The sequence below is a fragment of the Parabacteroides sp. PM6-13 genome, assembly GCF_029892605.1.
Lineage (GTDB): Bacteria > Bacteroidota > Bacteroidia > Bacteroidales > Tannerellaceae > QVMG01.
On sequence record NZ_JARXWF010000013.1, the window covers coordinates 83,622 to 110,289 of the forward strand.

The 26,668-nt window shown below is 46.3% G+C and carries 19 protein-coding genes; 11 read left to right on the forward strand and 8 right to left on the reverse strand.

Translation table 11 applies throughout. The annotated features are described in order from the left end of the window. Positions 1 to 19 precede the first annotated feature (19 nt). On the forward strand, positions 20 to 1,405 hold the full coding sequence (xylE, locus tag M2134_RS12670; protein WP_280751682.1) for a D-xylose transporter XylE: 1,386 nt from the start codon (positions 20 to 22) through the stop codon (positions 1,403 to 1,405). A gap of 157 nt (positions 1,406 to 1,562) precedes the next feature. Here the strand turns inward: xylE and M2134_RS12675 are convergent, their stop codons facing one another. Beyond that, entirely contained in the window at positions 1,563 to 4,070 is a 2,508-nt protein-coding gene (locus tag M2134_RS12675; protein WP_280751683.1) for a carboxypeptidase-like regulatory domain-containing protein, read from the reverse strand. 4 nt (positions 4,071 to 4,074) lie between these two features. Beyond that, positions 4,075 to 4,932 carry a GLPGLI family protein gene (locus M2134_RS12680; protein WP_280751684.1) on the reverse strand — a complete coding sequence of 286 codons (858 nt, stop codon included), beginning with the start codon at positions 4,930 to 4,932 and terminating at the stop codon, positions 4,075 to 4,077. Between the two features lie 159 nt (positions 4,933 to 5,091). Between M2134_RS12680 and M2134_RS12685 the strand changes: the two genes are divergently transcribed. The 5 genes from M2134_RS12685 (at position 5,092) to M2134_RS12705 (ending at position 12,765) form a co-directional block, all read left to right on the forward strand. Further along, positions 5,092 to 6,594, forward strand: coding sequence for a HAMP domain-containing sensor histidine kinase (locus M2134_RS12685; protein WP_280751685.1), 1,503 nt, complete (start codon positions 5,092 to 5,094; stop codon positions 6,592 to 6,594). Next, the gene (locus tag M2134_RS12690) at positions 6,591 to 7,274 is read left to right on the forward strand and encodes a response regulator transcription factor (protein WP_280751686.1); all 684 of its coding nucleotides are present in this window, start codon (positions 6,591 to 6,593) and stop codon (positions 7,272 to 7,274) included. Before M2134_RS12685 ends, M2134_RS12690 begins: the two co-directional genes overlap by 4 nt. 88 nt (positions 7,275 to 7,362) lie before the next feature. Beyond that, positions 7,363 to 7,947 (forward strand): LEA type 2 family protein, encoded by a 585-nt coding sequence (locus tag M2134_RS12695; RefSeq protein ID WP_280751687.1) that lies wholly within the window; start codon positions 7,363 to 7,365, stop codon positions 7,945 to 7,947. Between the two features lie 875 nt (positions 7,948 to 8,822). Further along, on the forward strand, positions 8,823 to 11,375 hold the full coding sequence (locus tag M2134_RS12700) for an ATP-dependent Clp protease ATP-binding subunit (protein ID WP_280751689.1): 2,553 nt from the start codon (positions 8,823 to 8,825) through the stop codon (positions 11,373 to 11,375). A 121-nt stretch (positions 11,376 to 11,496) separates the two neighbouring features. After that, a complete protein-coding gene (locus M2134_RS12705) occupies positions 11,497 to 12,765 on the forward strand; it encodes a hypothetical protein (protein WP_280751690.1) in 1,269 nt (422 codons plus the stop codon). On the opposite strand, the gene M2134_RS12710 is transcribed toward M2134_RS12705, so the two are convergent. Further along, a complete protein-coding gene (locus tag M2134_RS12710; RefSeq protein WP_280751691.1) occupies positions 12,762 to 15,062 on the reverse strand; it encodes a cation:proton antiporter in 2,301 nt (766 codons plus the stop codon). The two genes, M2134_RS12705 and M2134_RS12710, sit on opposite strands and share 4 nt — an antisense overlap. 195 nt (positions 15,063 to 15,257) lie before the next feature. Here M2134_RS12710 and htpG point away from each other — a divergent pair, with 195 nt between their 5' ends. Beyond that, on the forward strand, positions 15,258 to 17,309 hold the full coding sequence (htpG, locus tag M2134_RS12715) for a molecular chaperone HtpG (RefSeq protein ID WP_280751692.1): 2,052 nt from the start codon (positions 15,258 to 15,260) through the stop codon (positions 17,307 to 17,309). Positions 17,310 to 17,394: 85 nt separating this feature from the next. On the opposite strand, the gene M2134_RS12720 is transcribed toward htpG, so the two are convergent. Beyond that, positions 17,395 to 17,685, reverse strand: a complete 291-nt coding sequence (locus M2134_RS12720) for a hypothetical protein (RefSeq protein ID WP_280751693.1) — start codon at positions 17,683 to 17,685, stop codon at positions 17,395 to 17,397. A 175-nt stretch (positions 17,686 to 17,860) separates the two neighbouring features. Here M2134_RS12720 and M2134_RS12725 point away from each other — a divergent pair, with 175 nt between their 5' ends. Then, positions 17,861 to 18,820, forward strand: a complete 960-nt coding sequence (locus M2134_RS12725; protein WP_280751694.1) for an SPOR domain-containing protein — start codon at positions 17,861 to 17,863, stop codon at positions 18,818 to 18,820. Between the two features lie 4 nt (positions 18,821 to 18,824). Here M2134_RS12725 and M2134_RS12730 read toward each other — a convergent pair whose 3' ends face one another. Next, complete coding sequence (locus M2134_RS12730) at positions 18,825 to 19,007, reverse strand: Arc family DNA-binding protein (protein WP_280751695.1); 183 nt, start codon at positions 19,005 to 19,007, stop codon at positions 18,825 to 18,827. A gap of 21 nt (positions 19,008 to 19,028) precedes the next feature. Beyond that, positions 19,029 to 19,976, reverse strand: a complete 948-nt coding sequence (locus tag M2134_RS12735) for an SPFH domain-containing protein (RefSeq protein WP_280751696.1) — start codon at positions 19,974 to 19,976, stop codon at positions 19,029 to 19,031. 164 nt (positions 19,977 to 20,140) lie between these two features. Between M2134_RS12735 and M2134_RS12740 the strand changes: the two genes are divergently transcribed. Next, positions 20,141 to 22,156 carry an AAA family ATPase gene (locus M2134_RS12740; RefSeq protein ID WP_280751703.1) on the forward strand — a complete coding sequence of 672 codons (2,016 nt, stop codon included), beginning with the start codon at positions 20,141 to 20,143 and terminating at the stop codon, positions 22,154 to 22,156. A 25-nt stretch (positions 22,157 to 22,181) separates the two neighbouring features. Here M2134_RS12740 and yihA read toward each other — a convergent pair whose 3' ends face one another. Both yihA and M2134_RS12750 read right to left on the reverse strand, forming a co-directional pair. Further along, the gene (gene yihA / locus M2134_RS12745) at positions 22,182 to 22,778 is read right to left on the reverse strand and encodes a ribosome biogenesis GTP-binding protein YihA/YsxC (protein WP_280751697.1); all 597 of its coding nucleotides are present in this window, start codon (positions 22,776 to 22,778) and stop codon (positions 22,182 to 22,184) included. 19 nt (positions 22,779 to 22,797) lie between these two features. Then, positions 22,798 to 24,273, reverse strand: coding sequence for a sodium:solute symporter (locus M2134_RS12750; protein ID WP_280751698.1), 1,476 nt, complete (start codon positions 24,271 to 24,273; stop codon positions 22,798 to 22,800). A gap of 131 nt (positions 24,274 to 24,404) precedes the next feature. On the opposite strand from M2134_RS12750, the gene M2134_RS12755 reads away from it, so the two are divergent. Continuing rightward, entirely contained in the window at positions 24,405 to 25,169 is a 765-nt protein-coding gene (locus tag M2134_RS12755; RefSeq protein ID WP_280751699.1) for a polyprenol monophosphomannose synthase, read from the forward strand. Beyond that, positions 25,166 to 26,506 carry a dihydroorotase gene (locus tag M2134_RS12760; protein ID WP_280751700.1) on the forward strand — a complete coding sequence of 447 codons (1,341 nt, stop codon included), beginning with the start codon at positions 25,166 to 25,168 and terminating at the stop codon, positions 26,504 to 26,506. The genes M2134_RS12755 and M2134_RS12760 overlap by 4 nt, the downstream gene beginning before the upstream one ends. The last annotated feature ends 162 nt before the right edge of the window (positions 26,507 to 26,668 follow it).

A 26,668-nucleotide genomic window follows, 5' to 3' on the forward strand; every position in this document is an offset into this window, starting at 1 on the left:
TCACTGTAAACCGATTACCATGAAACAATACAATTCGACCTATATCTTTGCAATCACCTTGGTTGCTACCTTGGGAGGGCTGCTTTTCGGTTACGATACGGCAGTTATCTCCGGTACGGTTGATTCCATCAAAGCTAATTTCATTACGCCAAACGAATTGGGTGATTTTGCTTTGGGAGCTACCGTATCCAGTGCCTTGATTGGCTGTATTATCGGAGGTCTGATTTCCGGTTTTCTATCCAATCGTTACGGACGAAAGAGAAGTCTGCAAATCGCGGGTTTCCTCTTCTTCCTCTCGGCTTTGACCTCCGCTTACCCCGAAGTACTGTTCTTCACAAAAGGGGAAGCCTCTATTGGCCTGCTGTTGGCTTTTAACTGTTATCGTATTATCGGAGGTATCGGTGTCGGTTTAGCGTCGGCTGTATGTCCTACCTATATCGGAGAGATTGCTCCTGCGGATATGCGTGGACGGATGGTATCCTTCAACCAGTTTGCGATTATCTTTGGTATGCTTGTGGTTTACTTTGTGAACTGGGGTATTGCTAAAGGGCAAACGACTGAATGGGTACACGATATGGGATGGCGTTATATGTTTGCCTCAGAGGCTATTCCTGCCGGTTTGTTCTTCCTCTTCCTTTTCTTCGTTCCGGAAACACCGCGTTATTTGGCGTTGATACGTGAAGAGAATAAAGCACTGAGTGTGCTGGAAAAGATCAACATAAACAAGGAAAAAGCGAAACAAATCCTGGAAGAGATTGTTGCTACAGTATCTGAAAATACGAAAGGCAAACTATTGTCTTATGGCAAAAAAGTAATCATCATCGGTGTATTACTCTCTGTATTCCAACAGTTTGTAGGAATCAATGTCGTACTATATTACGCCCCGACCATTTTTGAGAACATGGGTGCCGGACGAGATGCCTCTATGCTACAAACCATTGTGATGGGATTGGTTAATGTAATCTTTACTGTACTGGCGATCATGACAGTAGATAAGCTGGGACGTAAGCCTTTGTTGATCATTGGCTCTATTGGTATGGCAGTGGGTATGTTTGCCGTAGCTATTTTAGCACACTTTCAGATTATCAATATCCTGACATTGGTATTTATCATCATCTTCACGGCCTCTTTTATGATGTCTTGGGGACCGATCTGTTGGGTTTACATCTCCGAACTATTCCCGAATAAGATTCGCGGACAGGCGGTTGCTATCGCAGTAGCGGCACAATGGGCAGCTAACTTCTTCATCTCATCGACTTATCCGTCTATGATGAGCTTTAGCGAACCGATGACTTACGGGTTCTACGGATTAATGGCTGTCTTATCCATGCTCTTTGTTTGGAAGATGGTTCCGGAAACCAAAGGGAAATCACTGGAAGAGATTGAAAAATATTGGAAAAAATAAGAAGAAGCTGTTTTGATATGTATAGAAGCTTCTAAAAGAGACAACGAAAAAACCACTTAAAAGACACAAATATTACCACTAATGAATGATGAGCGGGAATTATCCTTTACAAAAGGATGGTTCCCGCGTTTTTTTATACCAATTCGTTTCATTACTGTTAGAACTTGTATCTGGCTGAGATCAAGGCCTCTCTCCCGCGGATATGTATCCAGGAGGTATAGCTTTGTAACGCATTGTATTGAGTGTAGCTATACTGCTTCTTATCGAAAAGGTTGGAGAGGATAAAGTCGAACTGCCAGGAAGCCGTTTTCCAGCGAAGCATAGCATCGAGGAAAAAGGCATTTACAGATTTCCTCTTATCAATGTCGTTATAATAATGGTCAGCCGAAAGATTGAATTCGATCGGGAAAAGCGCGTAAGAAACACTTAGTTTCTGCACCACATTCCATAAGGGAGTCAGACGGTTTCCCCCAATCTTATTGCCACCATAACGGAAGTTTCCTTGATAGGCGGCTTCCCAGCGACGCGTGGGCGACCAGGTGATCTTGGGTTCATACTGCATAAAGCGCATTTGAGAAGATAGGCGTTCGCCCTGGCTGATCATTTCTGATTCCTGTGTGGAGAACTGGAAGTCAAGCGAAGTCTTCATATTCCAATCATAGAAGCCCTTAGAAAGCGTGCCTCTCACCCCCCACCCTTCTCCTTGGTTCGATATCTTATGAGCAAGTAAAAGAGTTTGCTGCTGATCGACGATTTGCTCATAGGTCTGATTCGACCAGTTGCGCGAGTGGCTCAGGGTAAGCGTAGCAAAGAACTCATTCACCGTGTTCTTATATTCTCCATACAGATTATAGCCTTGTGTACGTCGAATCGGTAACTCTCCTATCTGTTGCCTGATATGCCGGTAATTGGTATGATAGGGACGATCATACAAAGAAATGATATCTCCATACGCCTCCCGGTAGCTTGCGCTTAGAGAGAATTGCCAGGCGTAATTATACTTATAGCGTATATAAAGCAACGGACTACCTTGGAAGCGCGAGAAATCAATCCCTGGGTAATGGGTAAACGTAACAGGAAGAGTCAGGTTCGTTTGCCACTTCCGGTAGTCGATCTGCCAATGGGCCGTTGCATAAGGGGTATATCCGTTCTCTATCGTGTTTGCCTCCCCTTTGATGCCGGCCGAATAGCGATGGGAAACGATGCCCTTCTTGCGGATAAGCGAAAAGGAATGGTCGCCATAGAACTGATTGATAGGCAAACGCTCCTTCATTCCGTCTACCGTAAGCTCCGAAGGCAGGTGATGGAAACGAAGAAACGACCGCACCTCATAGGTATAGGCACCTCGGTTCCAGTTTGTTTTGAAATCGTTTTTCAGCATTAGATCCGTTCGTTTCATCGCTTGCTTAATAAGCCGTTCGGTACTATATTGATCGAAGGATCTCCCCCACTCGCCCGATGTGGTGAAGCGATTGTTCATATAGTGAGAATCTGCATTGTTCTCGAGCGTAAGCTTTAATTCACCTCGCTCGTTGCGCAAACGGGCATGGCGCTGCTCGGTTACCGACACGGTGTCGCCTATTTGGAAATAGGTCGTCTCACTGCCCTCTTCCTGCTTTCGCTCGTCATACACATACCCCGCGTTGATTCGCAGCTGCATCGTCTCGTTCAATTTATACAGTCGGTTGGCAGAGAGGGTATGCGTATCGTTAAACAGCATCTTCTCTTGTTTCAAAGGCGCAGAGAAAGAGGGCATAGAGAGAAAAGAGGGAACAGCCGGTTCCTGTGTTTGGTAAAAGGATAACTGTCCTAATTCCATCATCTCCTCCGTCACATCCACGCCCCGGTTGTTTGATTTATACCCGTAGACCGATTGGCTCTTACGCCCTAACTGCATGGCATAGAGGTTGGCATCCCATAATACAGAAGACTCCGAGAGACCAGCCCCGCCCTGTAGTGTCACCATCCATTTATCTTTGAAATCCTCTTTCAGCTTCAGGTTAATGGCAATATCTTCCGTATTCACCTTGTCTTTCAGGATACGGATCGGCTGATGATTCTCAAGCAACTGTACCTTCTCGACAGCTTTTGCATCCAGGTTGTTGGTGATCTGCCCGTAACGGCTATCGGAGATATCCATTCCTTCCACATATAGGTTACTGATATGTTTCCCATTGTAGGAGATCCGCCCCACATCGTCCACATCAATCCCGGGCAGTTTACGGATCACATCCTTAATTGAATCGTCTTTAGGAGAAATGAATTGAGAGACATCATAATTGATCGTATCCCGATTGCCCCATACCCTTCCGGGACGTACCTCGACCTCCCGAATGGCAAACACCTTAGGTGTCAGATTGATTAACATATTCTTATCGGTCTCCGCAACTATCTTCTTGGTTTCATACCCAAGCAGAGAGATGACGATTTCCAATGGCTCATCGATCTGAGCGGTCGACAGGGTGAATGCCCCTTTCTCATCTGTCAAAGCATAACTGATCAATTGCCCACTGTTTTGCCGAAGGAGTTGCACGGTAGCCATTTCTACCGGCAGAGCGGTCTCTGCATCCATAACCATCCCCCGCAAAACAGTCTGGGCAAAAGAGCTGTATGATGAAAAAATCAGAGAGATCAAAAGAGTGAATAGGCAATGTGTCCTTTTCATGTTTTTATTCTAATTCGATCGGGTTATAAGGTGTATTTTTCGGTGCCGAGGTCGCTTGCCCATCTTCTCCCCGAATGGTCACTTTCACATTGGGCGAGGTGGAGGTCACAAACCCTACCGGATCCGCGGCAAAGCGTTCGTACACCTTATTCAGGTTTTTCCGGGTGATGGGTTCGAAGTCTTTGCCGGCAAACAGGATATCTTCCCCGTTGTTTTGCGTTATGGCTGTTGCCTCAAAAGTGTAATGCCCGCGACTGTCTGCCGCTTTCAGGATCAGGCCGGGCAAGCCATGTAGCTTCCAGGGACCTTCGCTCAGGGGGATCTCTGTGGTAAACCAGGCCTCATAGTCCCTTCCTTTGAAGCGACAGGTCGCCTTCCGGCAGGGATAGGTCAGGATCGTTAGGGTATCAGTGTGCAGTTCCCATACAGGACGTTCATTTTCCTCTTCACAGCGAAAACGATTCATGCCTATATGTTCCAATAGGGTCACCTTGCCGGAAGGATAATTCTTAAATACCTGATAAGTGACTTTCGCTACATACTTCTTAAAAATACCCATCAAGACATCCTGCGAGGCACCGCTTGCTAAGGCTTCAGTCGCCAGGGAGTCCGTCATATACTTAGAGAAGCTATAAAACTGAGAGACCTGTTTCCCTATTCTCAAAATCATGGTCTCCTCCTCTCTACGCTCCTCTTTTAAGGTGTCACGCAGGAAGGTCATGTCGTACTGAACGGAAAACTGGGCTTTATCAATCGGTTCCGTTTGAACCGGAGCATTCGAATAAACCATGATTTGTGCCTTTGCCAAGGGCATCGTAAAAAGTACTGCCAACACGAGTGTGGCTCGGATAATTGTTTTCATATAGCTGTTCTTTTTAATTGTTTCACGGAGGCAAAAGTAAAAGAGGCATGAGATATATCGGCTCGGATTATATTACTGAAATATTACTCAACGGATAAAAGGCGTTCGCGTACATTGTCAGTAGGTAAAGAGCGTTTATATTTGCACAAAACAAAGTACATGGAGAGGAGAATCAAAATAGTGTGGATATTGTCGCTCTTGTCGGCGCTGCTTGTCATTGGCGTGCAAGGCAACTGGCTGTACACCCAATACCAATACAAAGCCGATATCTATGCAAACGAGATCATTCAGAAAATCCTGGAGGCCGGTGATGAAGAATATACGATCCGAAAAGAAGAAGGTGGAGGATCTTTCTCCTATTCTATCAAACGCGATCTGGAATTTGCTCAAAAAGACTCAGGCAATGTGAAAAGCCGGAAAACAGTTATGTCGTTCTACAACGGAGAGAACAATCGGCTGCATGATGATAACAGCCTGGACGAATTGCTCAAACAGAATATGGATTCCCTATTGAATCTGGCAAAAGTGTCCCAAAGCGGGATGGCCGCCATAGCCAAACCGGATTCGGTACTCATGCGATTCTCTTTCCCGAATAATCTGTCGGAAGACTCCATCGTTATCGGAATGAGTAGGGCTTTTGTGCATAAGAACAGGCCATTTGAAGCGGCTCTTTTAGACTCCCTGATCCGTCAATCTCTCCCCGAAATAGATTTTCATATAACCCCTTGGGAAAGCGCTGCTGATACCGTTTTTATGCAATCCTACGGCACAAAAACAGGCATGCCATATGCTCCTGCCGTTCAGGTATATTACGCGTACAATCCATTTCAGCAGCTTGGTGTCAAGGTGAAAGCAACCATTCCCCCTATGCCCCTTTTCCGGCAGATGGCAACACAGCTACTTCTCTCTTTCGGCTTGATCCTGTTATTGATCGGTTGTATTGTTTTCCAGATTTCTACCATTCTCAAGCAGCGGAAAATAGGAGAAATGCGCAAGCATTTTGTCAACACGATGATTCACGAACTGAAACGCCCGGTGCAAACGCTTAAAACATTTGTTGCCTTCCTGAGCGACAAAGAGATGCGTTCCGACGAGATGATGACAGAACAGATCGTGCAGGACTCCATGTTTGAACTGGACAACCTCTCTGCATACCTGAACAAACTGCGGGATATGGTACGTGCGGACGATGAGATGACCCCGTTGCATATCAGCCGGTTCGATCTGAAGGAACTGATCGAGAAGGTGATTCGCCTGACGCATATTCCTGCGGGAAAACGGGTCGACTTCTCTACCTGTTTCGATATGGAGTCGCCCTGTATTGAGGCTGATCCGATCCATGTGGCGAATGTGCTTAGTAATCTGATTGAGAATGCGATCAAGTATTCCGGCGACCGGGTGGTGATCACCATCGAAGCCCGGCGGAGAGAACAGCAATTATGCCTTACCGTCTCGGATAATGGCATTGGCATTCCGCTGGTGGAGCAAGAGAAGGTATTTGCCAAATTCTACCGAAGTAGCCAGATCCCCGACAAAACCATTCCGGGATTAGGCTTGGGCTTAAGCTACGTGAAACTGATCAGCGAAGCGCACCATGGACGGGTCTCCTTAGATAGCCGCCTGGGCGAAGGAACCAGCATCACATTATATTTACCGCAATGAACCGTCATCTGAAAATACTCTTTGCCGACGATGATCTGAAGTATTCACTCGTGATCAAACGCTTCCTGGAAAAGGAGGGCTACGAAGTGACCTATACCGGCAACGGTGAGAAAGCCTGGGAGCAGTTCCCACTTATTAAACCGGATCTGGTGTTACTGGATATCAATATGCCCGGCCTGAATGGCTTTGAAGTAGCAGAAAAGATACGCGAGACCGACCGGCACACATTGATCTTCTTTCTTTCTGACCGCTCCGACAAAAGCGATCGCCTGAAAGGATTCAGCCTGAAGGGTAATGATTACCTGGCCAAACCTTTTTATCCGGAAGAGCTTCTGGCACGTATCAAAGAGCGGCTGGAGCTTCATATTACGGATGTAGTCGAAGAAGAGACCTATACATTCGGACAAACCACCTTCAATTACAGTACCAATGAACTGCGTGTCGGCAATAATAAAGCACTGATCACCTCACGGCAGGCTGACATCTTACGTCTGTTGGCGCGCAACAAAGAGGTGGCTGTCAGTCGTGACATCCTGCTCACACAAGTCTGGGGCGATCCCTCGTATACGAACTCCCTGGCATTGAATGTGCAGATCACCTATATCCGCCGGGCGATCGCCCATGATCCGACCATCCGGATAGTCGCCATCCCAAGAAAAGGCTATATGTTGAAAGGATAGAACCTTCTTTTTACCTATTTTTGTTGCCTGATTGAACAAATCAGGCTTTCGCGGTTTATATATACATACACTATAAAATTATTTTGATATGAAACTAAAACATTTTCTCTCTCTGTTACTGGCTTGTGTCCTATTGCAAGGCTGCGATGTAGCCAAACAGGTAAGTGGTGCCTACAACCTGACACAGTGTAAATTTGATTATAACTCGATAACCAACCTGCAACTGGCAGGCATGGATCTGTCAAAAGGCGTTAACGCGATGCAGTTGTTGCAACTGACACCCCTGTTAACCGGACAGGCCAGCTCTGTGCCACTCCATTTTAATCTCAATCTGGACATAACCAATCCTAATCAATCAGCCGCTTTCCTGCAGGGACTGCAATATATCCTGCAGATCGATGGGGTGCAGTTTACCACCGGAAGCATCAACCAGGCGCTCAATATCGCTGCCGGAGGCAAACAACAACTGCCACTGACCATCGGCTTCGACCTGGCTACACTGTTGAAAGGCGATAGCAAAGATGCCGTAGTCAATGTCGTAAAGAACATTGTCGGCGTGAACGACCAGCAATCACAAATCACCCTCCAACTGCGTCCCAATATCAAAGTGGGCGATTACACCATCCCCTCCCCTGTTTACCTGCCTGTTAGCTTTGCTTTTGGGGGGAAATAGATGACCGAAGGTCACTCGGATCTGCTGTCATGGAAATCTTCAGATTTTGGAAGATTGGAAGGTTTGAAGGAATTGGGATATATATTCATGGCTGAAGGCCACAGAGGGCCTGAAGGGCCGAGTCCCAACGGGACGAAGACTTAGCCCACGGGTAAGCAGGCTGAAAGCCTGCGCCACCCTGGGTATCACAACAATACAATAAATGGAGTTCTGAAAGAACGATAGATATTATGATAGGATAGCGCCTGTGAATATTGGTTTTTTTCTTTCGTTCTTACAGAACTCATTTTTATATATCCATGGAATCCCAGGGTGGCGCAGGCCTTCAACCTGCTTACCCGTGGGCTAAGTCTTCGTCCCGTTGGGACTCGGCCTTGCAGGCCTGCTGTGACCTTCAGTCACATAAATAAACTCAAGCATAGTGTTATCTGTGCCACCTGTGCCAACATCTCCTATTTGCTCTGCGCCTTCGGCTAAGCGATCTTCGATTCCTATTCCCTTTCTCCCTTCTCCTTTCTCCTTCCCCTTTTCTCCGATTTGAAGAAAAGCATCCATCAGAGTCATCTTTTTTAATCAGACAATCACATCATACTCTATCCTGCGGTTCAAAAAAATCACAGTTCAGCATCTGACATTTTGTCAAAATCGCCCGACTATTTTTCCAAAAACGTAGGGGTATTTAAAATTAGTCCTGCGAGTAACACTTTTTAACGTATCATATTGTAAAGCAAAACCGACTTTTTGCTATCAATTTGACAAATGGTATTTTTGCGTTTTGGACACTTTCGTCATTCTCAAAACAATGGCATAGTATTTGTTGTTTATTAAATGAGATGATTATATTTGCATAGATACAAATAAGAAGAAACAGAAAGATGAAACAAAACTATACTAAGAGACTGGTGGATGTGATCGAATATAGTCGTGAAGAGGCTATGCGTCTTCAAAATAGCTATATAGGACCGGAGCATTTGATGCTGGGCATCATCCGCGACGGTGAAGGGAAAGCGATACAGCTTCTGCATGACTTGAATGCGGATCCGGTTGGCATAAAAAAGAATATCGAACAGGATATTCGCAATACGGCCGATGCGGACGACGACAACCAGCAGGAGATTGCCCTGTCTAAAACCACCGAACGCGTACTGCGCATGAGCGTATTGGAAGCCCGTATGTTCAAAAGTACGGAAACCGGAACCGAACACTTGCTTTTAGCCATACTTAAAGAGGAATTTAATGTGGCTGCCCGGGTGTTGAACAAAGAGGGTGTTAACTACCGCAGCGTTTACAATCATTTGGTAAGCGGCAGCGGATTGACCGAATATGAGGAGGTAGATGAGATAAGCGACGGATACATCGACGATGAAGATGATGACGAAGATGATTTTGCTTCCCGCAAGGACAGTCCGCGTGGACAGAGTGGCAATCAGCCGAAGTCGCCGAATGACACACCTGTACTCGATAATTTCGGTACCGATATGACCCGTGCAGCCGCCGAAAACCGTCTGGATCCGATTATCGGACGTGAGACGGAGATCGAACGCCTGGCACAGATCCTGAGTCGTCGCAAGAAGAATAATCCGGTGTTGATTGGTGAGCCGGGTGTTGGTAAGTCGGCCATCGTAGAGGGGCTGGCGCTTCGGATCACCCAACGTAAGGTATCGCGGATCCTGTTCGACAAGCGTGTGATAAGTCTGGATGTGGCATCGATTGTCGCCGGAACGAAATACCGCGGACAGTTCGAGGAACGAATCAAAGCGATCCTGAACGAGCTTTCCAAGAATCCGAATATCATCCTGTTTATCGACGAGATTCATACGATTGTCGGAGCCGGTTCGGCTTCGGGTGCTATGGACGCAGCCAATATGTTGAAACCGGCGTTGGCGCGTGGTGAGATACAATGTATTGGGGCGACTACACTGGATGAATACCGCAAGAGTATTGAGAAAGACGGTGCCCTGGAACGTCGTTTCCAAAAGGTAATCGTCGATCCGACCACAGCGGAAGAGACATTACAGATATTGAAAAACATCAAACCGCGCTACGAAGAGCATCACAACGTGACCTATACGGACGGTGCGCTTACGGCGTGTGTCAAATTGACAGAACGTTATATCAGCGACCGTAACTTCCCGGATAAGGCGATCGACGCCCTGGATGAAGCCGGATCGCGTGTACATATATCCAATATCATTGTTCCTAAGAGCATCGAAGAGCTGGAAGGAAAAATTGAAGATACGAAAGCGGAGAAGCTGGCTGCTGTGAAATCGCAGAATTTTGAGCTGGCTGCCAGCTTCCGTGACAAAGAGCGTCAATACCTGTTGCAGCTGGAGGCAGCGAAAGCCAAGTGGGAACAGGAGATGCAGGAACATCGTGAAACGGTCGACGAAGACAAGGTGGCCGAAGTGGTTGCCATGATGTCAGGCGTGCCGGTTCAACGTATTGCCACCACGGAGAATGCCCGCCTATTGGAAATGGGTAATATCCTGAAAAAGCAGGTGATTGGCCAGGATGAAGCGGTGAGCAAAATCGTAAAAGCCATTCAGCGCAACCGTGTCGGACTGAAAGACCCGAACAAGCCGATCGGTACCTTTATGTTTCTGGGGCCGACAGGGGTGGGTAAGACACACCTGGCAAAGAAGTTGGCGGAATATCTGTTTGACTCGGCTGACTCTCTGATTCGTATTGATATGAGCGAATACCTGGAGAAGTTTGCCGTATCGCGCCTGATCGGTGCGCCTCCGGGATACGTGGGATACGAAGAGGGCGGACAGTTGACGGAGAAAGTGCGCCGCAAACCCTATTCGGTTGTATTGCTCGATGAGATCGAGAAGGCACATCCGGATGTGTTCCATCTGCTCCTGCAGGTGTTAGACGAAGGGCGCCTGACCGACAGTCTGGGACGCCGCATTGATTTCAAGAATACGATTGTGATCATGACATCCAATATCGGTACCCGTCAGTTGAAAGACTTCGGACGTGGCATCGGCTTCCAGGCACAGGCGGCAAGCGAAGCGGATAAAGATTTCTCGCGCGGCGTGATACAAAAGGCGTTGAATAAGGCCTTTGCTCCTGAGTTCCTGAACCGTGTGGATGATATCATTATGTTCGACCAATTAGATAAATCATCGATCCATCAGATTATCGACATCGAACTGAAGGGACTTTACAAGCGTGTTGAAGACCTGGGTTACAAATTAGTTATTACCGATGATGCGAAGGATTACATCGCCTCCAAGGGATATGATGTACAGTTTGGCGCCCGTCCATTGAAACGTGCCATCCAGAAATACCTGGAAGATGAAATGGCAGAGATGATCATTCGGGCATCGGTGGGCGAAGGTGATGAGATCATTGTCGGCTTCAACAAAGAAGAACAACAGATCACCACCGAAGTAAAGAAGAAAGAGCCGAAAGAAGAGGCTTGAAATAAATAATATAATCGAGAGAAGGTTACCGGCGAATGGGTTGGTAACCTTTTTATATTTTATAGTGCAACATTTCAAATGCTTATTGCATCATAATAGAAACACAGTAAAAGATAATCTTATGAAAAAGTCCTGTTTATTTGCTTTCGTCCTGTCTGTTTTATTGTTCTCGGCCTGTGATAACGGTTTCGATTTTGACGATCCGGAAGAAAATAGCGGAAAATTACGCACTGTACGCATGGAAAAGACCACCATTGGCGATGGACAAGTAACCGTTGCCTGGGGTAGCAAACTGCATTACGAAGATGCAAATACCAAGTGCATCATGCTGCCTGATCTTGAACCTGAGAAATTTACCATCTACCAATCGTTTGACTCGGATAAGAATTTCACCAAGGTGGCTGAATTAAAGAACCGAAAAGAGTCCTATTTAGAATATACGATTAAAGACCTGGAGAATGGAAAAACGGTTTATTTCTATGTAGAATCCTCTCGGAAGGACTATGATTCGGAGGTGTCACCGACTATTATGGTTGTTCCTAACCGGGAAGTAAAACCCCAGTTTATCTTTCAAGAAGCAAACACGAGCGATTTTATTAATCACATACGCTACTGTCCGACGAATAAAAAAATTGTGTTCAACACCTTTTTGAATAGTGAAAATAAGAATCCATTGCTGGTATCCAACCTGGATGGTTCAGAAAGAGAAATGATCAATGAAAATCGCTCTCTGTATGATGTTTGCTGGAGCAGTGACGGGAATATGGTTGTGTATTCCACGGTTATCGGAAGTGATAAAACTGTTATCTTGTATGATCTGAAGACAAAAGAGGAATCAATCCTATTTACAGAGCCTGCCTCCTATATGTTCCGTCTGGCCATCTCACCCGATTGCAAAAAGATCCTGTACACTTCGCTGGATGACGCCACTGAACGGAAGTACTCTATCCGTCTGTTCGACATGGAAACAAAAGAGATTGCAAACATCCTAAAGCGAGATGAATTCAGCAGTTTGGAAAGTATCGATTGGATCAACAACGAAGATTTTATCTTTGAGGCAAGAGAAACAGCATATGAATATCCGTATTATTCTTGTGTATATAAGGCATCTGTCAACAGCGACAAATGCGAAAATATATTCCACTCCCAATGGATCGATACGGATATATCCCTCTCTCCCGACAAAAAGAGAATCGCTTTCAGTTCGAACCGTTCTGGAAACACACAGCTTTGGGTCTATGATATCGAAAAGAAACAATTTAGTCAATTGACCGGATTTGATGTCAACCAAAGGGAAGCCTACGGCATTTCGCGTCCGGGATGGATCGATAATCAGACCATCCACTACCTGGAAAACGCCCGGAATATACGAACCTTATCGATCGATTAATGTGCATCGGTATGTAATATCCCGATAAAAGGCGGGATCAATCCCAGATTTTCTTCAAACGCGTTGAGCTTCTCCTTTTCACCGGCAAGCAATAGTGTGTCGCCTTCTTCGAACATAAAGTCGGGATAGATATGGATAATGGAGACGTCGTCGCGTTCGATATTGATAATCATACATTCTGTCTGGTTTTGTATATTCATGGACTGGATCGTTTCTCCGATCAGGGGAGAGCCGGGTTCCACCACATATTGTGATAAGCTGATCTGGTAGGTGGGAGTCTCTTCCGGTATCTCCACCTGTGCCCGGTCGGCAATCACCTTGGTCATGTTCTGGATATCTTCATCCGATCCGGCCACAATCATTTTATCATAAGGATAGATACGCTCGTTGGCATCCGGGATATTGATCTTCTGGCTTCCACGGATGATAGAGACCACATTCACGCCATAGCGACTTCTGAGGTCAAGATCGCGCAAGGTCTTCCCTATTTTGGGCGAAGAGGGCGACACATCTATCTCTTCCAGGTGGATATCTTTCGACAATAAGGCATTGGCAATCTTCGGATGTATGGGTGCCCGCTTCTCTTCAAACAGCTGTTTCTGGTTCAGATTCTCTAAGAAGCGTGCTTCCATACGCCGCGATTGCGTCTTAAAGCCCTGGAAGAAGATGATACAGGTAACCACACCACCGGAGATAACCCATAGCCAAACCGTGGCGTTCGGAAACAGAGGCGTCAATACCATCATGGTTAAGCCGATACATATAACCACACGAAGTACAATCAGCGAGATCAAGGCTCCGCGGTTGAAGTGGTTGTCTTCCCACAAAGACTTGAATTCTTCCGAGCGGTTCTTCTTCATCATGATGGCACGCAGGAAGGGCGCCATCAGGATAAGCGTGATGGTAGCCGCCAATAACCGCCCCCAAATAGCCGGCACATTCTCTAAAATAAAAGGCGTAATGAAGTATTCGCTCAGGTAGACAACGGCTAAAGAGACCGTTGCATAAACGGCTGTAAACTGCAGTATACTACGCAATAAACGATTCCAATGCGTGCGTTTGTTTACCGTCTTTAGGTTCGAAGAGGCATAGCCTTCCAGTAAGCGGGTCAGATTGGCAGGCGTATGTTTTTCTATCCAATTGTAGAAGGGTGTCGAGAGGCGAATGCAATAGGGCGTAGTGAAGGTGGTAATGATGGATACGGCGACAATAATCGGGTAAAGCGTGTTGCTGATCACCCCCAGACTATTGCCCAACGTAGCGATGATAAAAGAGAACTCCCCGATCTGTGCCAGGCTAAAGCCTGCCTGTATCGCCACTTTCAGCCCCTCTCCGGAAGCTAACACCCCCAGGGTGGCAAAAATAATACGCCCTACGAGTACCACTAAAGTGAGCACAACGATGAGTGTGGCATACTCTACGATTATATTCGGATCGAGCATCATACCTACAGAAACGAAAAAGATAGCCCCAAAAAAGGTTTTGATAGGCTCTACCAGATGCTCTATCGCCTTTGCCTTAACTGTTTCCGCCAGAATAGATCCCATAATAAATGCCCCAAGCGCTGCTGAGAATCCAACCTTTGAGGCAAACAAGACCATGCCCAGGCAAAGACCGATCGAGACAATCAACAGGGTTTCGTCGTTCAGATACCGCCCCAGCTTCTTAAGCATCGTGGGGATCAGGTAAATACCTACGATAAACCATACCAATACGAAGAACATCAGGCGCAACAGGCTATTCAACAGTTCCACCCCTTCGATGGTATGGCTTACGGCAACCGTCGACAACAATACCATCATCAGGATAGCTGCCAGGTCTTCGACGATCAGCATACCGAATACAATACCGGCAAACTTCTGCTTTTGCAACCCCATATCATTAAAGGCTTTGATAATAATGGTGGTCGACGACATGGAGAGCATACCCCCGAGAAAGATACTATCCATTTGCGACCAATCGAGCAGTTGCCCGACAATATACCCTATCAGAATCATCGAGCCCATATTGATCAATGTCGCAATGGAGGCCGTCCCACCTACGTCCATCAGTTTCTTGAAACTGAAATCAAGCCCGAGCGCAAACAAAAGAAAGATCACACCAATCTCCGACCATATCTCTACGTTTCCCATATCGGTCACCGTCGGAAGCCATGTAATATAAGGACCGGCTATAAATCCGGCTACAATATAGCCCAATACTACCGGTTGTTTCAGCCATTTGAAAAGTATAGTAGCGATACCTGCCGTGATAAGGATAAGGGCCAGGTCGCCTATGAAATCATGCAGATGCGTCATAGTAAAAGTCGTTTGTGTCGTTAAAATTAGTAAAAATCCGTTAGTATCAAATGACAATTTCTCTTTTTTATGTCTGCAAATGTGTCAGTCGGAAAGAAACTTCCCCTCTCCTGCCCTTTTTGGCATCTCTTTTGTATAGGAAAGAGTAGTGAATAAAGAACAAACAATAGTATAACTACATAAAAATAAAGAACGATGAGTAAACAAGGTAACATTGGGGTAACGAGTGAAAATATATTCCCCATTATCAAGAAGTTCCTCTACAGTGACAACGAAATCTTCCTGCGCGAAATTGTATCAAACGCAGTCGACGCGAGCCAGAAACTGAAGACGCTGGCATCGGTAGGCGATTTCAAAGGTGAAATGGGCGATCTGACAGTCCGTGTCAGTTTCGATGACGAGAAGATCGTTGTTTCAGACCGTGGTATCGGTATGACGGCCGATGAGATCGATAAGTATATCAACCAGATCGCCTTCTCTGGTGCCGAAGAGTTTGTAGAGAAGTATAAAAACGACGCGGCCTCAATCATTGGTCATTTCGGTTTAGGCTTTTACTCCTCTTTTATGGTCTCTAAACGGGTGGAGATTGTCACCAAATCGTACAAAGAGGGTGCTGTCGCTATGAAATGGAGCTGCGAGGGCGATCCTGAATACACCATGGAGGAAACTGAAAAGGCCGATCGTGGTACCGATATCATCATGTATATCGACGATGAGAATAAAGATTTCCTTACCAAAGAGAAGTTGCTCGGTTTGTTGACTAAATATTGCCGCTTCCTGCCGGTATCGATCGCTTTCGGCAAGAAACAGGAATGGAAAGATGGTAAATATGTCGACACGGAAGAAGATAACATCATCAACGACACCACACCGGCTTGGGTGCGCAAGCCGGCTGATATGACCGACGAAGACTATCAGAAGTTCTACCGCGACCTCTATCCGATGGCGGAAGAGCCACTGTTCTGGATTCACCTGAATGTGGATTATCCGTTCAACCTGACAGGGATTCTTTATTTCCCACGCATCAAGAGCAATATCGACCTGAACCGGAATAAGATCCAACTATACTGCAATCAGGTCTTTGTAACTGATTCGGTAGAAGGCATCGTTCCGGAGTTTCTGACCCTGTTGCATGGTGTGCTCGATTCACCGGATATTCCATTGAATGTGTCGCGCTCCTATCTGCAGAGCGATCAGAATGTGAAAAAGATCTCCAACCATATATCCAAGAAGGTATCCGACCGCCTGGAAGAGATCTTCAAGAGCGACCGTCCTCAGTTTGAAGAGAAATGGGACAGTCTGAAACTTTTCATCCAGTATGGTATGCTGAGCGACGAGAAGTTTTACGACCGCGCGGCTAAGTTTGCCCTGTTGAAAGATGTGGATAATACCTATTTCACTTTCGAGGAATACAAAACGTTGGTAAATGAGAATCAAACAGATAAAGAAGGAAACCTAATCTATCTCTACACCAACAACCGGGAAGAGCAGTATAGCTATATCCATGCAGCGAAAGACAAAGGCTACAGCGTATTGTTTATGGATGGACAATTGGATGCGCACGTGATCGGGCAGTTGGAGCAGAAGTTTGAGAAGACACGTTTTGTGCGTGTCGACAGCGATACGGTTGATAACCTGATCCGCAAAAGCGATGCCAACAAGGTGACACTCGATGAAGAACAGCAGAACGCTTTGCGGCAGATGTTCAAGACGCAGCTTCCCCAGATCGAGAAAACAGAGTTTATGGTTACTTTCGAAGCCTTAGGCGAAAACAGTAATCCGGTGATGCTGACTCAAAGTGAATATATGCGCCGTATGCGTGAAATGGCGGCTATGCAACCTGGCATGTCTTTCTATGGCGAACTGCCCGACAGCTATAACCTGGTATTAAACACCGATCATGCGTTGGTGAAAAAAGTATTGGCGGATGAAGAGCTGGCTCTAAATGACAAGATCACGCCGATTGCTGCCGATATCAAAGGCTGGGAGGCTCGTCAGGCTGACCTTCAGGAGGCACAGAGTAAGAAGAAAGAGGAAGAAATCACCTCCGAAGAGAAAGAAGACAAGGCCAACACCGACAAAAAGTTGGAAGAACTGCGCGGACAGCGCGATGCGATCATCGCCGAATATGCCGGCACGAACAAAATGGTTAGTCAGTTGATCGACCTGGCTCTGTTGGCCAACGGCATGCTGAAAGGTGAAGCCCTCAGCCAGTTTATCAAGCGAAGTGTGCAGATGATTGAGTAATTATTTTACTTGTATTGTATAGATATAGAAAAAGGCTGCTTTCCCTTTCGGGAGGCAGCCTTTCCTTTGAATCGAAAAAGTCACTTTACACTATAAATGTTTGAAACAGTTTGTTGTCTCCTAACTCATCATACGCCTTCATTTCTATTCCTTTCAGATTGAAATAGGGCTTTACTCTGTCGTTCGCCTCAGGGACAAATATCTCTTCCACCTGTTCGGTGAGGGCCCAATTGGAGAGGGTGTTCAGATCGGCTGATGCCACATCCACATTTTCCACTCCTACTACCTTGTCATTCTCTACATCGAATACGATCACTCGACTGATACGGTCTTCGACCTCTTTCTGCTCTTGCCTTAAAACTAATGCTATCCTCATCTCTATATCAGTTAAATATTATACAGTAAATTTCGTACATTTAAAACGATTACAAAAGGTCCATATTGCAACATTTCTATTCCAAATAACAACTATTAAATAGAAATAGTTCCAATATCCCTCGATATTAATAGATCTTTTGGGTAAGTAACAAAAATTGGCTACCTTTGCACCTATGCTTCGAATAACAAAACATATCGAACGGTTGCTATTGGTACATGATTGTGTGATTGTGCCCAAGGCGGGTGGTTTTGTATTACAAACTGTCGCCTCCTCCCGTGAGAAGGTGACGCATTTCTTCGAGCCGATGCATAAGGAGGTGGTCTTTAACTGTTCGCTGCAACACAACGATGGACTGTTGACAGAGTCCTATATGCAGTCCTACAAGACCGATTTCCGTAAAGCTCAAATGATGGTGGAAGAAGATGTAGCTGAACTCCTGGCGCAACTCCGCCGTTTTAGGAAAGTGGCTTTCGAGCAATTAGGCTCCCTCACCCTGGGTGATGAAGGGCAGATCGTTTACCATCCGGCAAAAACAAATCACTTCAATGTAGATTATTACGGATTGCCTTCTTTCCATTTCCCGCAGCTTCCTATGATAGAGCGCGACGAAACAGGGGTTATTCTTCCGGAAAAGCAAAAGAAAGACGTGTTCTACCTGCCTGTCAATATGCGGTTTGTGCGTAGCGCTGTCGCCGTGGCGGCTGCCATTGTCCTGTTCCTGATCATATCAACGCCGGTAACAGATGTGCAGCAATCGGCCTATACCGCCAGTATGATTCCACATGAACTGTTGAATAAGATGCCGGCAGAGACGGTTTCGATTGGAGAATCGCTTGAGGTGGTGGCAGAAACTGAACCGAATACAAAAGAGGAAGCTATGCCGGAACCGGCAAAAAGTACTAAGAATTACCACATTGTTATCGGAAGTTTCCCGAACGAAGCAAAGGCAAACGAATATCTTTCAACGCTTGACCTCGATCAATATCCGTATATCGGAACCATAGTCAAAGATGGTCGCTATCGGGTGTATGCCAATACATTCGACAACAAACAGGATGCGGAGTCTTTTCTTAGCTCCATCCGGGAATCTGAAAAGCACAAAGAAGCCTGGTTGTTTGTCAGCCGCAATTAAGGATTCACTCCTTCTCGTCCCCCTTCTTTTTCTTCTTTGATCGTCCGGCTTTACGCAAGGCCTGATCCAGGATGTATTGAATCTGGCCGTTTGTGCTGCGGAACTCGTCCGCAGCCCATTTTTCAATAGCCTCCATCATCTCAGCATCAATCCGCAATATGAAGCTTTTATTCTCTTTTTTGGCCATTTTCAGTTACAGTTTTTTTGTTTAATGATGCAGGGTTCCTGTGTTGAGTACCGGCGTGGCCGCTTCATCGGCACAGAGAACAACCAATAGATTGCTTACCATAGCAGCTTTCTTTTCTTCGTCCAGATCAACGATTTCTTCTTTTGCCAATTTATCCAAAGCGAGCTGAACCATGCTCACCGCGCCTTCTACAATTTTTTCCCGGGCAGCGATGATGGCATCGGCCTGCTGGCGACGCAGCATAACTCCAGCAATTTCAGCAGCATAAGCCAGGTAGTTGATGCGGGCTTCGATGATCTCGATACCGGCAATCGCCAGGCGACTGTTGAGTTCTTCCTCCAGTTTGCGCGCCACTTCTCCATCATCAGATCGAAGCGTAACATTATCTCCCTCCGCTTCATGCGAATCATAGGCATACATGCCGGCGATCTTACGCAAAGCAGCGTCGCTCTGAATCGTAACAAAGTTCTCGAAACTCTGCATATGTTTTGACAGTTCGGCGGAGGTTCCGATCGTTACTGTGCCGGCTTGTACAACGGAGAACGAAGAAGAGTCGATATTAAACATCGCTTTGTAGGTGTCTTTCACTCTCCATACCATAACGGCTCCGATCATCACCGGATTACCCACCTTGTCGTTCACCTTGATAGGTGCAGCATCCAGGTTGCGGGCGCGCAGGGTTATCTTTTTCTTATTGTAGAAAGGATTCACCCACATAAACCCGTTTTCCGTAATAGTCCCTTTGTATTTTCCGAAGAAAACCATCACCCGCGCATCGTTTGGCTCAATAGTCATAAAGCCCATCAGGCAGATGAACAATGTAAACAGGCCGACTATGCCGACGAGAACACTCCAGGTCAGTCCCAAAGTAATAAGATAAATAAACCCTGCCAACAAGATAAACCAAGCAGTCAGGGCGGCAAAGCCTGACATTTTCACGCCTTTAAAAACAGTTTCTGATGCTTTCATGATTTGATTTTGTTATGATATTAAAATGATATCACAAATGAAAGCATATTTTTTTGAAAATGCAAATGATTTCATAGAATTTGTATCTTTTGATAAGATAGGATGCGTTTCGGCTATTCAAGCAAGCTTGATTGCGCTCAACTTTCACTATCTTTGTCGATATTATGAGTGCTGAGTTCGAGTTCCAATTAGATACAGATAATAGCGAGTTTCAAAACGCGTTGCAATTGATCACGCATACGCGCCAGTCGGTCTTCCTGACCGGCAAGGCGGGGACAGGAAAATCGACCTTTCTGAAATATATCTGTAAGCATACCAAAAAGAAACATGTCGTACTGGCGCCTACCGGTATTGCCGCCATCAACGCGGAAGGGGTTACGATGCACTCTTTCTTTAAGTTGCCCTTTCGCCCGATGATGCCCGACGATCCGGATCTGAGCACAAAAAGCGGACGCATATTCGAATTCTTTAAATACCAGAAGAAGCACCGGAAGCTGATTCAGGAGATCGAACTGATTATTATCGACGAGATTTCTATGGTACGGGCGGATACTATCGATACGATAGACCGCATTCTACGGGTATTTTCCGGCAATACGCGTCTGCCTTTCGGCGGCAAGCAACTATTGTTTGTCGGCGATATTTTCCAGTTAGAGCCGGTGGTTCCTTCCGATCAGAAGGAGATACTGAGTCTTTTCTATGCCACGCCCTTCTTTTTCTCGGCCAGGGTATTCAAGGAAATCAACCTGGTGCCGATCGAATTGCAGAAGGTCTATCGCCAGACCGATCCGGTATTCATCGATATCCTGGATCATATACGCAACAATGCAGCCCATAAGCAGCATCTGGAGGTATTGAATACCCGCTTTTTCCCTCAGTTCGAACCGCGCAATGAAGATATGTACATCACATTGGCCACCCGACGCGACCAGGTCGACTTTATCAATGAGCGCAAACTCAAAGAGTTGCAGGGAGAAGAGTTTGTCTCTGTGGGCCGTATCGACGGGGACTTCCCCGAAGCCTCCCTCCCCACCCAGCTTAACCTGGCCATTAAGGAGCAGGCACAGGTGATCTTTATCGATAACGATCACGAGCGTCGCTGGGTAAACGGCACGATCGGCATGGTTTCCGGGATCGATGAGAACGGCAATGTGTATGTGATGCTGGAGAATGGCTCTGAACATTTGGTGGAAATGACCTCCTGGCGCAACTATCGCTATAAATATAATGAAAAGGAAAAACGGGTGAAAGAAGAGATTATCGGCACCTTCGAGCAGCTCCCTATCCGTCTGGCCTGGGCCATTACCGTACACAAAAGCCAGGGGCTCACCTTCAGTCGTGTCGTAGTCGACCTGACCGGCGGTGTTTTTGCCGGTGGACAGACATACGTTGCCCTCAGTCGTTGCACTTCATTGGAAGGATTAGTCTTACGAAACCGCATCTCTTTCCACGATATCTTTGTGCGCAAAGAGATTGTAGCCTTCAGTCAACGCTTTAATAATCCGCAACTGATAGAAAACAGCTTCCGCGAGAGTGAAGCCGAACTGCAATATGCACAAGCCGCTCTTAGCTTTAATAAGGGGGATATGAAAACGGCGGTGGAATCGTTTGCCGCAGCCATCGAAAAGCGGAATGAACTAAAAAGCGAAGAGGTACAGCGTTTGTTGCGTTTCAAACTGGGCAAGATCAATACCCTGACGGAACAGAACAAAAAACTAAAAGAGGAACTGCATGCCCTACGTGAAGTACAAAAGGAGTATGCCCATGAATATTATCTGATGGGCAACGAATGTGTTACGAAAGCCCGTGATGCTCGTGCCGCTATCCGCAATTTCGATAAAGCCCTCAAACTCGATCCAACCTTTGTGGATGCCTGGGTGCGCAAAGGCATTACTCTGGCTGATTTAGAGGAAGAATACGACGCCTTGTCATGTTTTAATCAAGCGGTAAAGCTTAGTCCCAACTCCTTCAAGGCGCACTATAACCGAGGGAAATGCTATTTGCATATAAAGTATTACGAAGAGGCAATGGCTGATCTATACAAAGCCGTGTCTTTAAAACCCAAGCATCCCCCCGCACATGAATACCTGTCCGAGGCATACCGCCATCTGGGAGAAGAAGAATTGGCTCAAAAGCACCAGGATATTGCCAATGAATTGCGGGAAGAAAGAGGGCGATAAGTCTGAAAAACTTAAAAAAGACTCATTATAAACTCTTATTAATCTCTTCAATATAATTCAACACCTCGTCGCGGCCATCCCTCTTTTCTGAGGAGGTTACGAATATCGGAGGCAGCTCTTCCCAGACTTCAAGCAGCTTTTCTGTGTAGGCTTCCAGGTTCTCGGTAAGGCGTGAATTACTGAGTTTATCGATCTTGGTAAAGATAATCGCAAAAGGGATGCCGTTTTCGCCCAACCACTCCATAAACTCCAGGTCTATTTTCTGTGGACTATGCCGGCAATCCAAAAGCACAAACAGGTTGGTCATAGCCTCCCGTTCCAGGATATAGTTTTCGATGATCTTCTGTATCCGTTCGCGTCCCTCTTTTCCGCGCTGGGCATAGCCATAGCCGGGCAGGTCGACCAGATACCATTCATCGTTGATCAGGAAATGGTTGATCAACTGCGTCTTCCCCGGCTTCTGCGAAGTCATTGCCAAGCCTTTGCGGTTGGTCAGCATATTGATCAGGGAGGATTTCCCTACATTACTGCGCCCGATAAAGGCATATTCGGGTCTGTTATCTTGCGGACACTTCGTTACATCCGTATTACTAATGACAAATTCAGCACTTTTGATTTCCATTTCTTCGTCTTTTAATTGATTATTTCCCGGAGGGTTCTTTCGGCAACAGGCTTCTGCGGACAGCACTTATCCATAAACCGGCAAAGGTAATCAGCCCGTTCAACATCAACATCTCATAGCCAAAACGATACCCCGTATAATGAGTAACTAATTGATCGGTTGCAAAACAGATCAACGGCGATGCAATACAAATATAAGGAACATATTTATCGCGCGGACGTCGGCGGGTAAACAAACCAAACACAAACAGTCCGAGCAATGGCCCGTAGGTATAAGAAGCAATCATGTAGATAGCATCAATAACCGATCTGTTATTCACCGCTTTAAATACGATTATGATAAGGGCAAACAAGACAGAAATCAATAAATGCACCTTCAGGCGCGTACGCTTGGCCTTCCCGGCTTCCTCGCGTTCGATCCCCAGAATATCCACGCAGAACGAGGTGGTCAGTGCCGTCAATGCCGAATCGGCACTACTGAATGCAGCCGCAATAATACCGATGGTAAAGAATATCAGGATACTATTACCCAACATACCCGAAGCACAAAACATCGGTAATATGTCGTCGTTCATCTCCGGCAGGGCGATCTGTTGCTGTTGAGCAAAGACAATCAACAACACCCCTAAGCAGAGAAAGAGAAAATTCACCGGCGTAAAGGCAAAGCCGTATGTGTACATATTCTTTTGTGCCGCGCGTAAGTTCTTACAGGAAAGGTTCTTTTGCATCATATCCTGATCGAGTCCCGTCATCACAATGGTTATAAATATCCCGCTAAAAAACTGTTTGGCAAAATGCTGAGTGCTGTGCCAGTCATCGAACTCAAAGATCCGGAAATGAGGACTCGAAGCGATCGTATCGACCATGCCCCGCATATCCAATCCCATTTGATCTTTTACTTGCCAAATAATCAGTATCAGCATACCTATCAAGCAGATAGCCTGCAAGGTATCTGTCCAAATAATGGTTTTGATCCCACTGCGAAAGGTATATAACCAGACAAGAAAAATACTGATCACCACCGTCACCCCAAACGGAATATGCCAGGCACTAAACACATAATTCTGCAATATAAGCACCACCAGATAGAGCCGTGCGGCCGCTCCTACTATTTTGGAAAGCAAAAAGAAGGAGGCCCCTGTTTTATACCCCCTCTGCCCTATCCTAACCTTGAGGTACGAATAAATTGTCGTCAGTTTCAGTTTGTAATATAATGGCAGTAATATCTTCGCAATCAGGATGTATCCAACAAAAAAGCCCAACACTGTCTGCATATAGGTCATATCAATCGACCGCACCATGCCCGGCACCGACACAAAAGTGACGCCCGATAGCGAGGTCCCGATCATACCGATCGATACAATCAGCCAGGGCGACTGACGATTGCCCAGAAAGAAGGCATCGTTCCCGCTGTTTTTCCGTCCGGTTATCCAGGCGATTAAAAGAAGGAGACAAAAATAGGCTATAATAATCAGAAGAATGACGGAACTACTCATGCAGAATAAATTTCGCACAAAGGTAGGGATAATTGTGAGAAAAACCTCGATTTAGCGAACATCCGGCTGTTGAAAAGGTTTATACAACAAATAAATCCTTACATTTGTAATCTAATCCAATTGAAAGCAAAATGAATAAGTCGGATAGTATCGTTATCATTCCCACCTACAACGAGAAAGAGAACATTGAAAATATTATCCGGGCCGTTTTTGGTCTGGAGAAGGTTTTTCATATCCTGATTATTGATGATGGCTCGCCCGACGGGACAGCTGCTATCGTCAAGAGGATGCAAGAGGAGTTTCCCGAGCGTCTGTTTATTGTGGAACGCGAAGGAAAACAAGGGCTTGGCACCGCTTATATCCGGGGATTCCAATGGGCATTGGAACATACCTACGGGTATATCTTTGAGATGGATGCCGATTTCAGCCATAACCCGAACGATTTGATTCCCCTTTATGAGGCGTGTGCCCTAAAGGGAGCCGACGTATCGATCGGATCGCGCTATATCGATGGCGTGAATGTGGTAAACTGGCCCTTAGGGCGTGTGTTGATGTCCTATTTTGCTTCTATGTATGTCCGTATCGTGACAGGTATGAAAATCAAAGACACCACGGCGGGATTCAAGTGTTATCGCCGGGAGGTATTGGAGACAATCGAACTGGAGAAGATTCATTTCAAAGGGTATGCCTTCCAGGTAGAGATGAAATTCACCGCCTATAAATGCGGATTCACATTGGCGGAAGTGCCTATTATCTTTGTAAACCGGGTATTGGGTGTATCAAAGATGAACAGCTCGATCTTCGGAGAGGCGCTGTTCGGGGTGCTCAAACTCAAATGGTGGAGCTTCTTCCGCAAATATCCTCAGAAGCAAAAGAAAGCAATCGCAAACGTATGATTACATGGATCAAAAACGCCAGCATCGTCAATGAGGGGCGGATATTTGATGGCTCCGTCCGGATAGAGGACGAAACCATCGGCGAGATTGTGGAAGGCAGTCTGTCTGCCGGTCGTGAACAGGAAGCGGATCGTGTGATCGATGCCGCCGGTAAATGGCTAATGCCCGGCCTGATCGATGATCAGGTGCATTTCCGCGAGCCGGGATTAACCCACAAAGGCGATATCGCCAGTGAAAGCCGTGCTGCTGTGGCCGGTGGCGTGACCACTTTTATGGATATGCCCAATACGAAGCCGCAGACCACGACAATCGCTGATCTGGAATGGAAGTTGCAACGTGCAGCAGAGACTTCATGTGCCAATTACTCTTTCTTTTTCGGAGCCACCAACGATAACCTGGAGGAGATAAAACGAATATACAAAAAACGCATACCGGGCTTAAAACTCTTCTTAGGTTCATCGACAGGTAATATGCTGGTCGATAAGAAAGAGACCCTGGAGCGTATCTTTGGCGAAGCCAATATGTTGATTGCCGTGCATGCCGAAAAAGAGGAAATCATCAAGAAAAACATAGCCTATTACACCGGATTATACGGTGAAGACCTGGATATCTCCTTCCATGCGAAGATACGGGATGCGGAGGCCTGCTATGCCTCTTCCGCCGAGGCGGTGGAACTGGCCGAGCGGTTAGGTAGCCGGTTGCATATTCTTCACCTGTCGACTGCGAAGGAGATGACACTCTTGAGCGACAAACCGCTGAAAGATAAAAAGATTACCGGCGAAGTCTGTGTGCATCACCTTTGGTTTGACGATGCTGATTACGCGAAATACGGGAACCGCATCAAGTGGAATCCCTCCATTAAAACACGCGACGATCGGGAAGCCTTGCGAGAGGCGATCAACAATGGCAAGCTGGATATCGTGGCCACCGACCACGCCCCTCACCTACCCGCTGAGAAAGAAGGAAGCTGTTTGAAGGCGGCATCCGGAGGTCCGTTGGTACAACATTCGTTGGTAGCAATGCTCGAAATGGCATCCAACGGCTTGTTCTCTGTCGAGAAGGTGATCGAGAAAATGGCGCATGCTCCGGCTGATCTCTTTGGTATAGAGAAGCGCGGCTATATCCGGAGCGGCTATTACGCGGATCTGGTACTGGTCGACCCGAAGGCCGACTGGGTGGTGACGAAAGAGAATATACTGTATAAATGCGGCTGGTCGCCCTTTGAAGGAACCCGGTTCCACCATAAAGTCTGGAAAACCTTTGTCAACGGGCAGGAGGTTTACAGCGATGGCTGCATCAATGACGCTGTTCGGGGGATGGAAGTAGCGTATCGCTAAGATACGGTGTAGCTAATTTAGAAATAAAGCCCGAAAGGGCTTCTACATGGATAATAAGTAGAGTAATCGCGGTCTCTTGAGACCCAGCGCTTACTCTGGGTTGTACAAAATCCTTCCTTGACACTTCAGTTATGGAGTTTAATCCATATTGGTGTAGTTTTA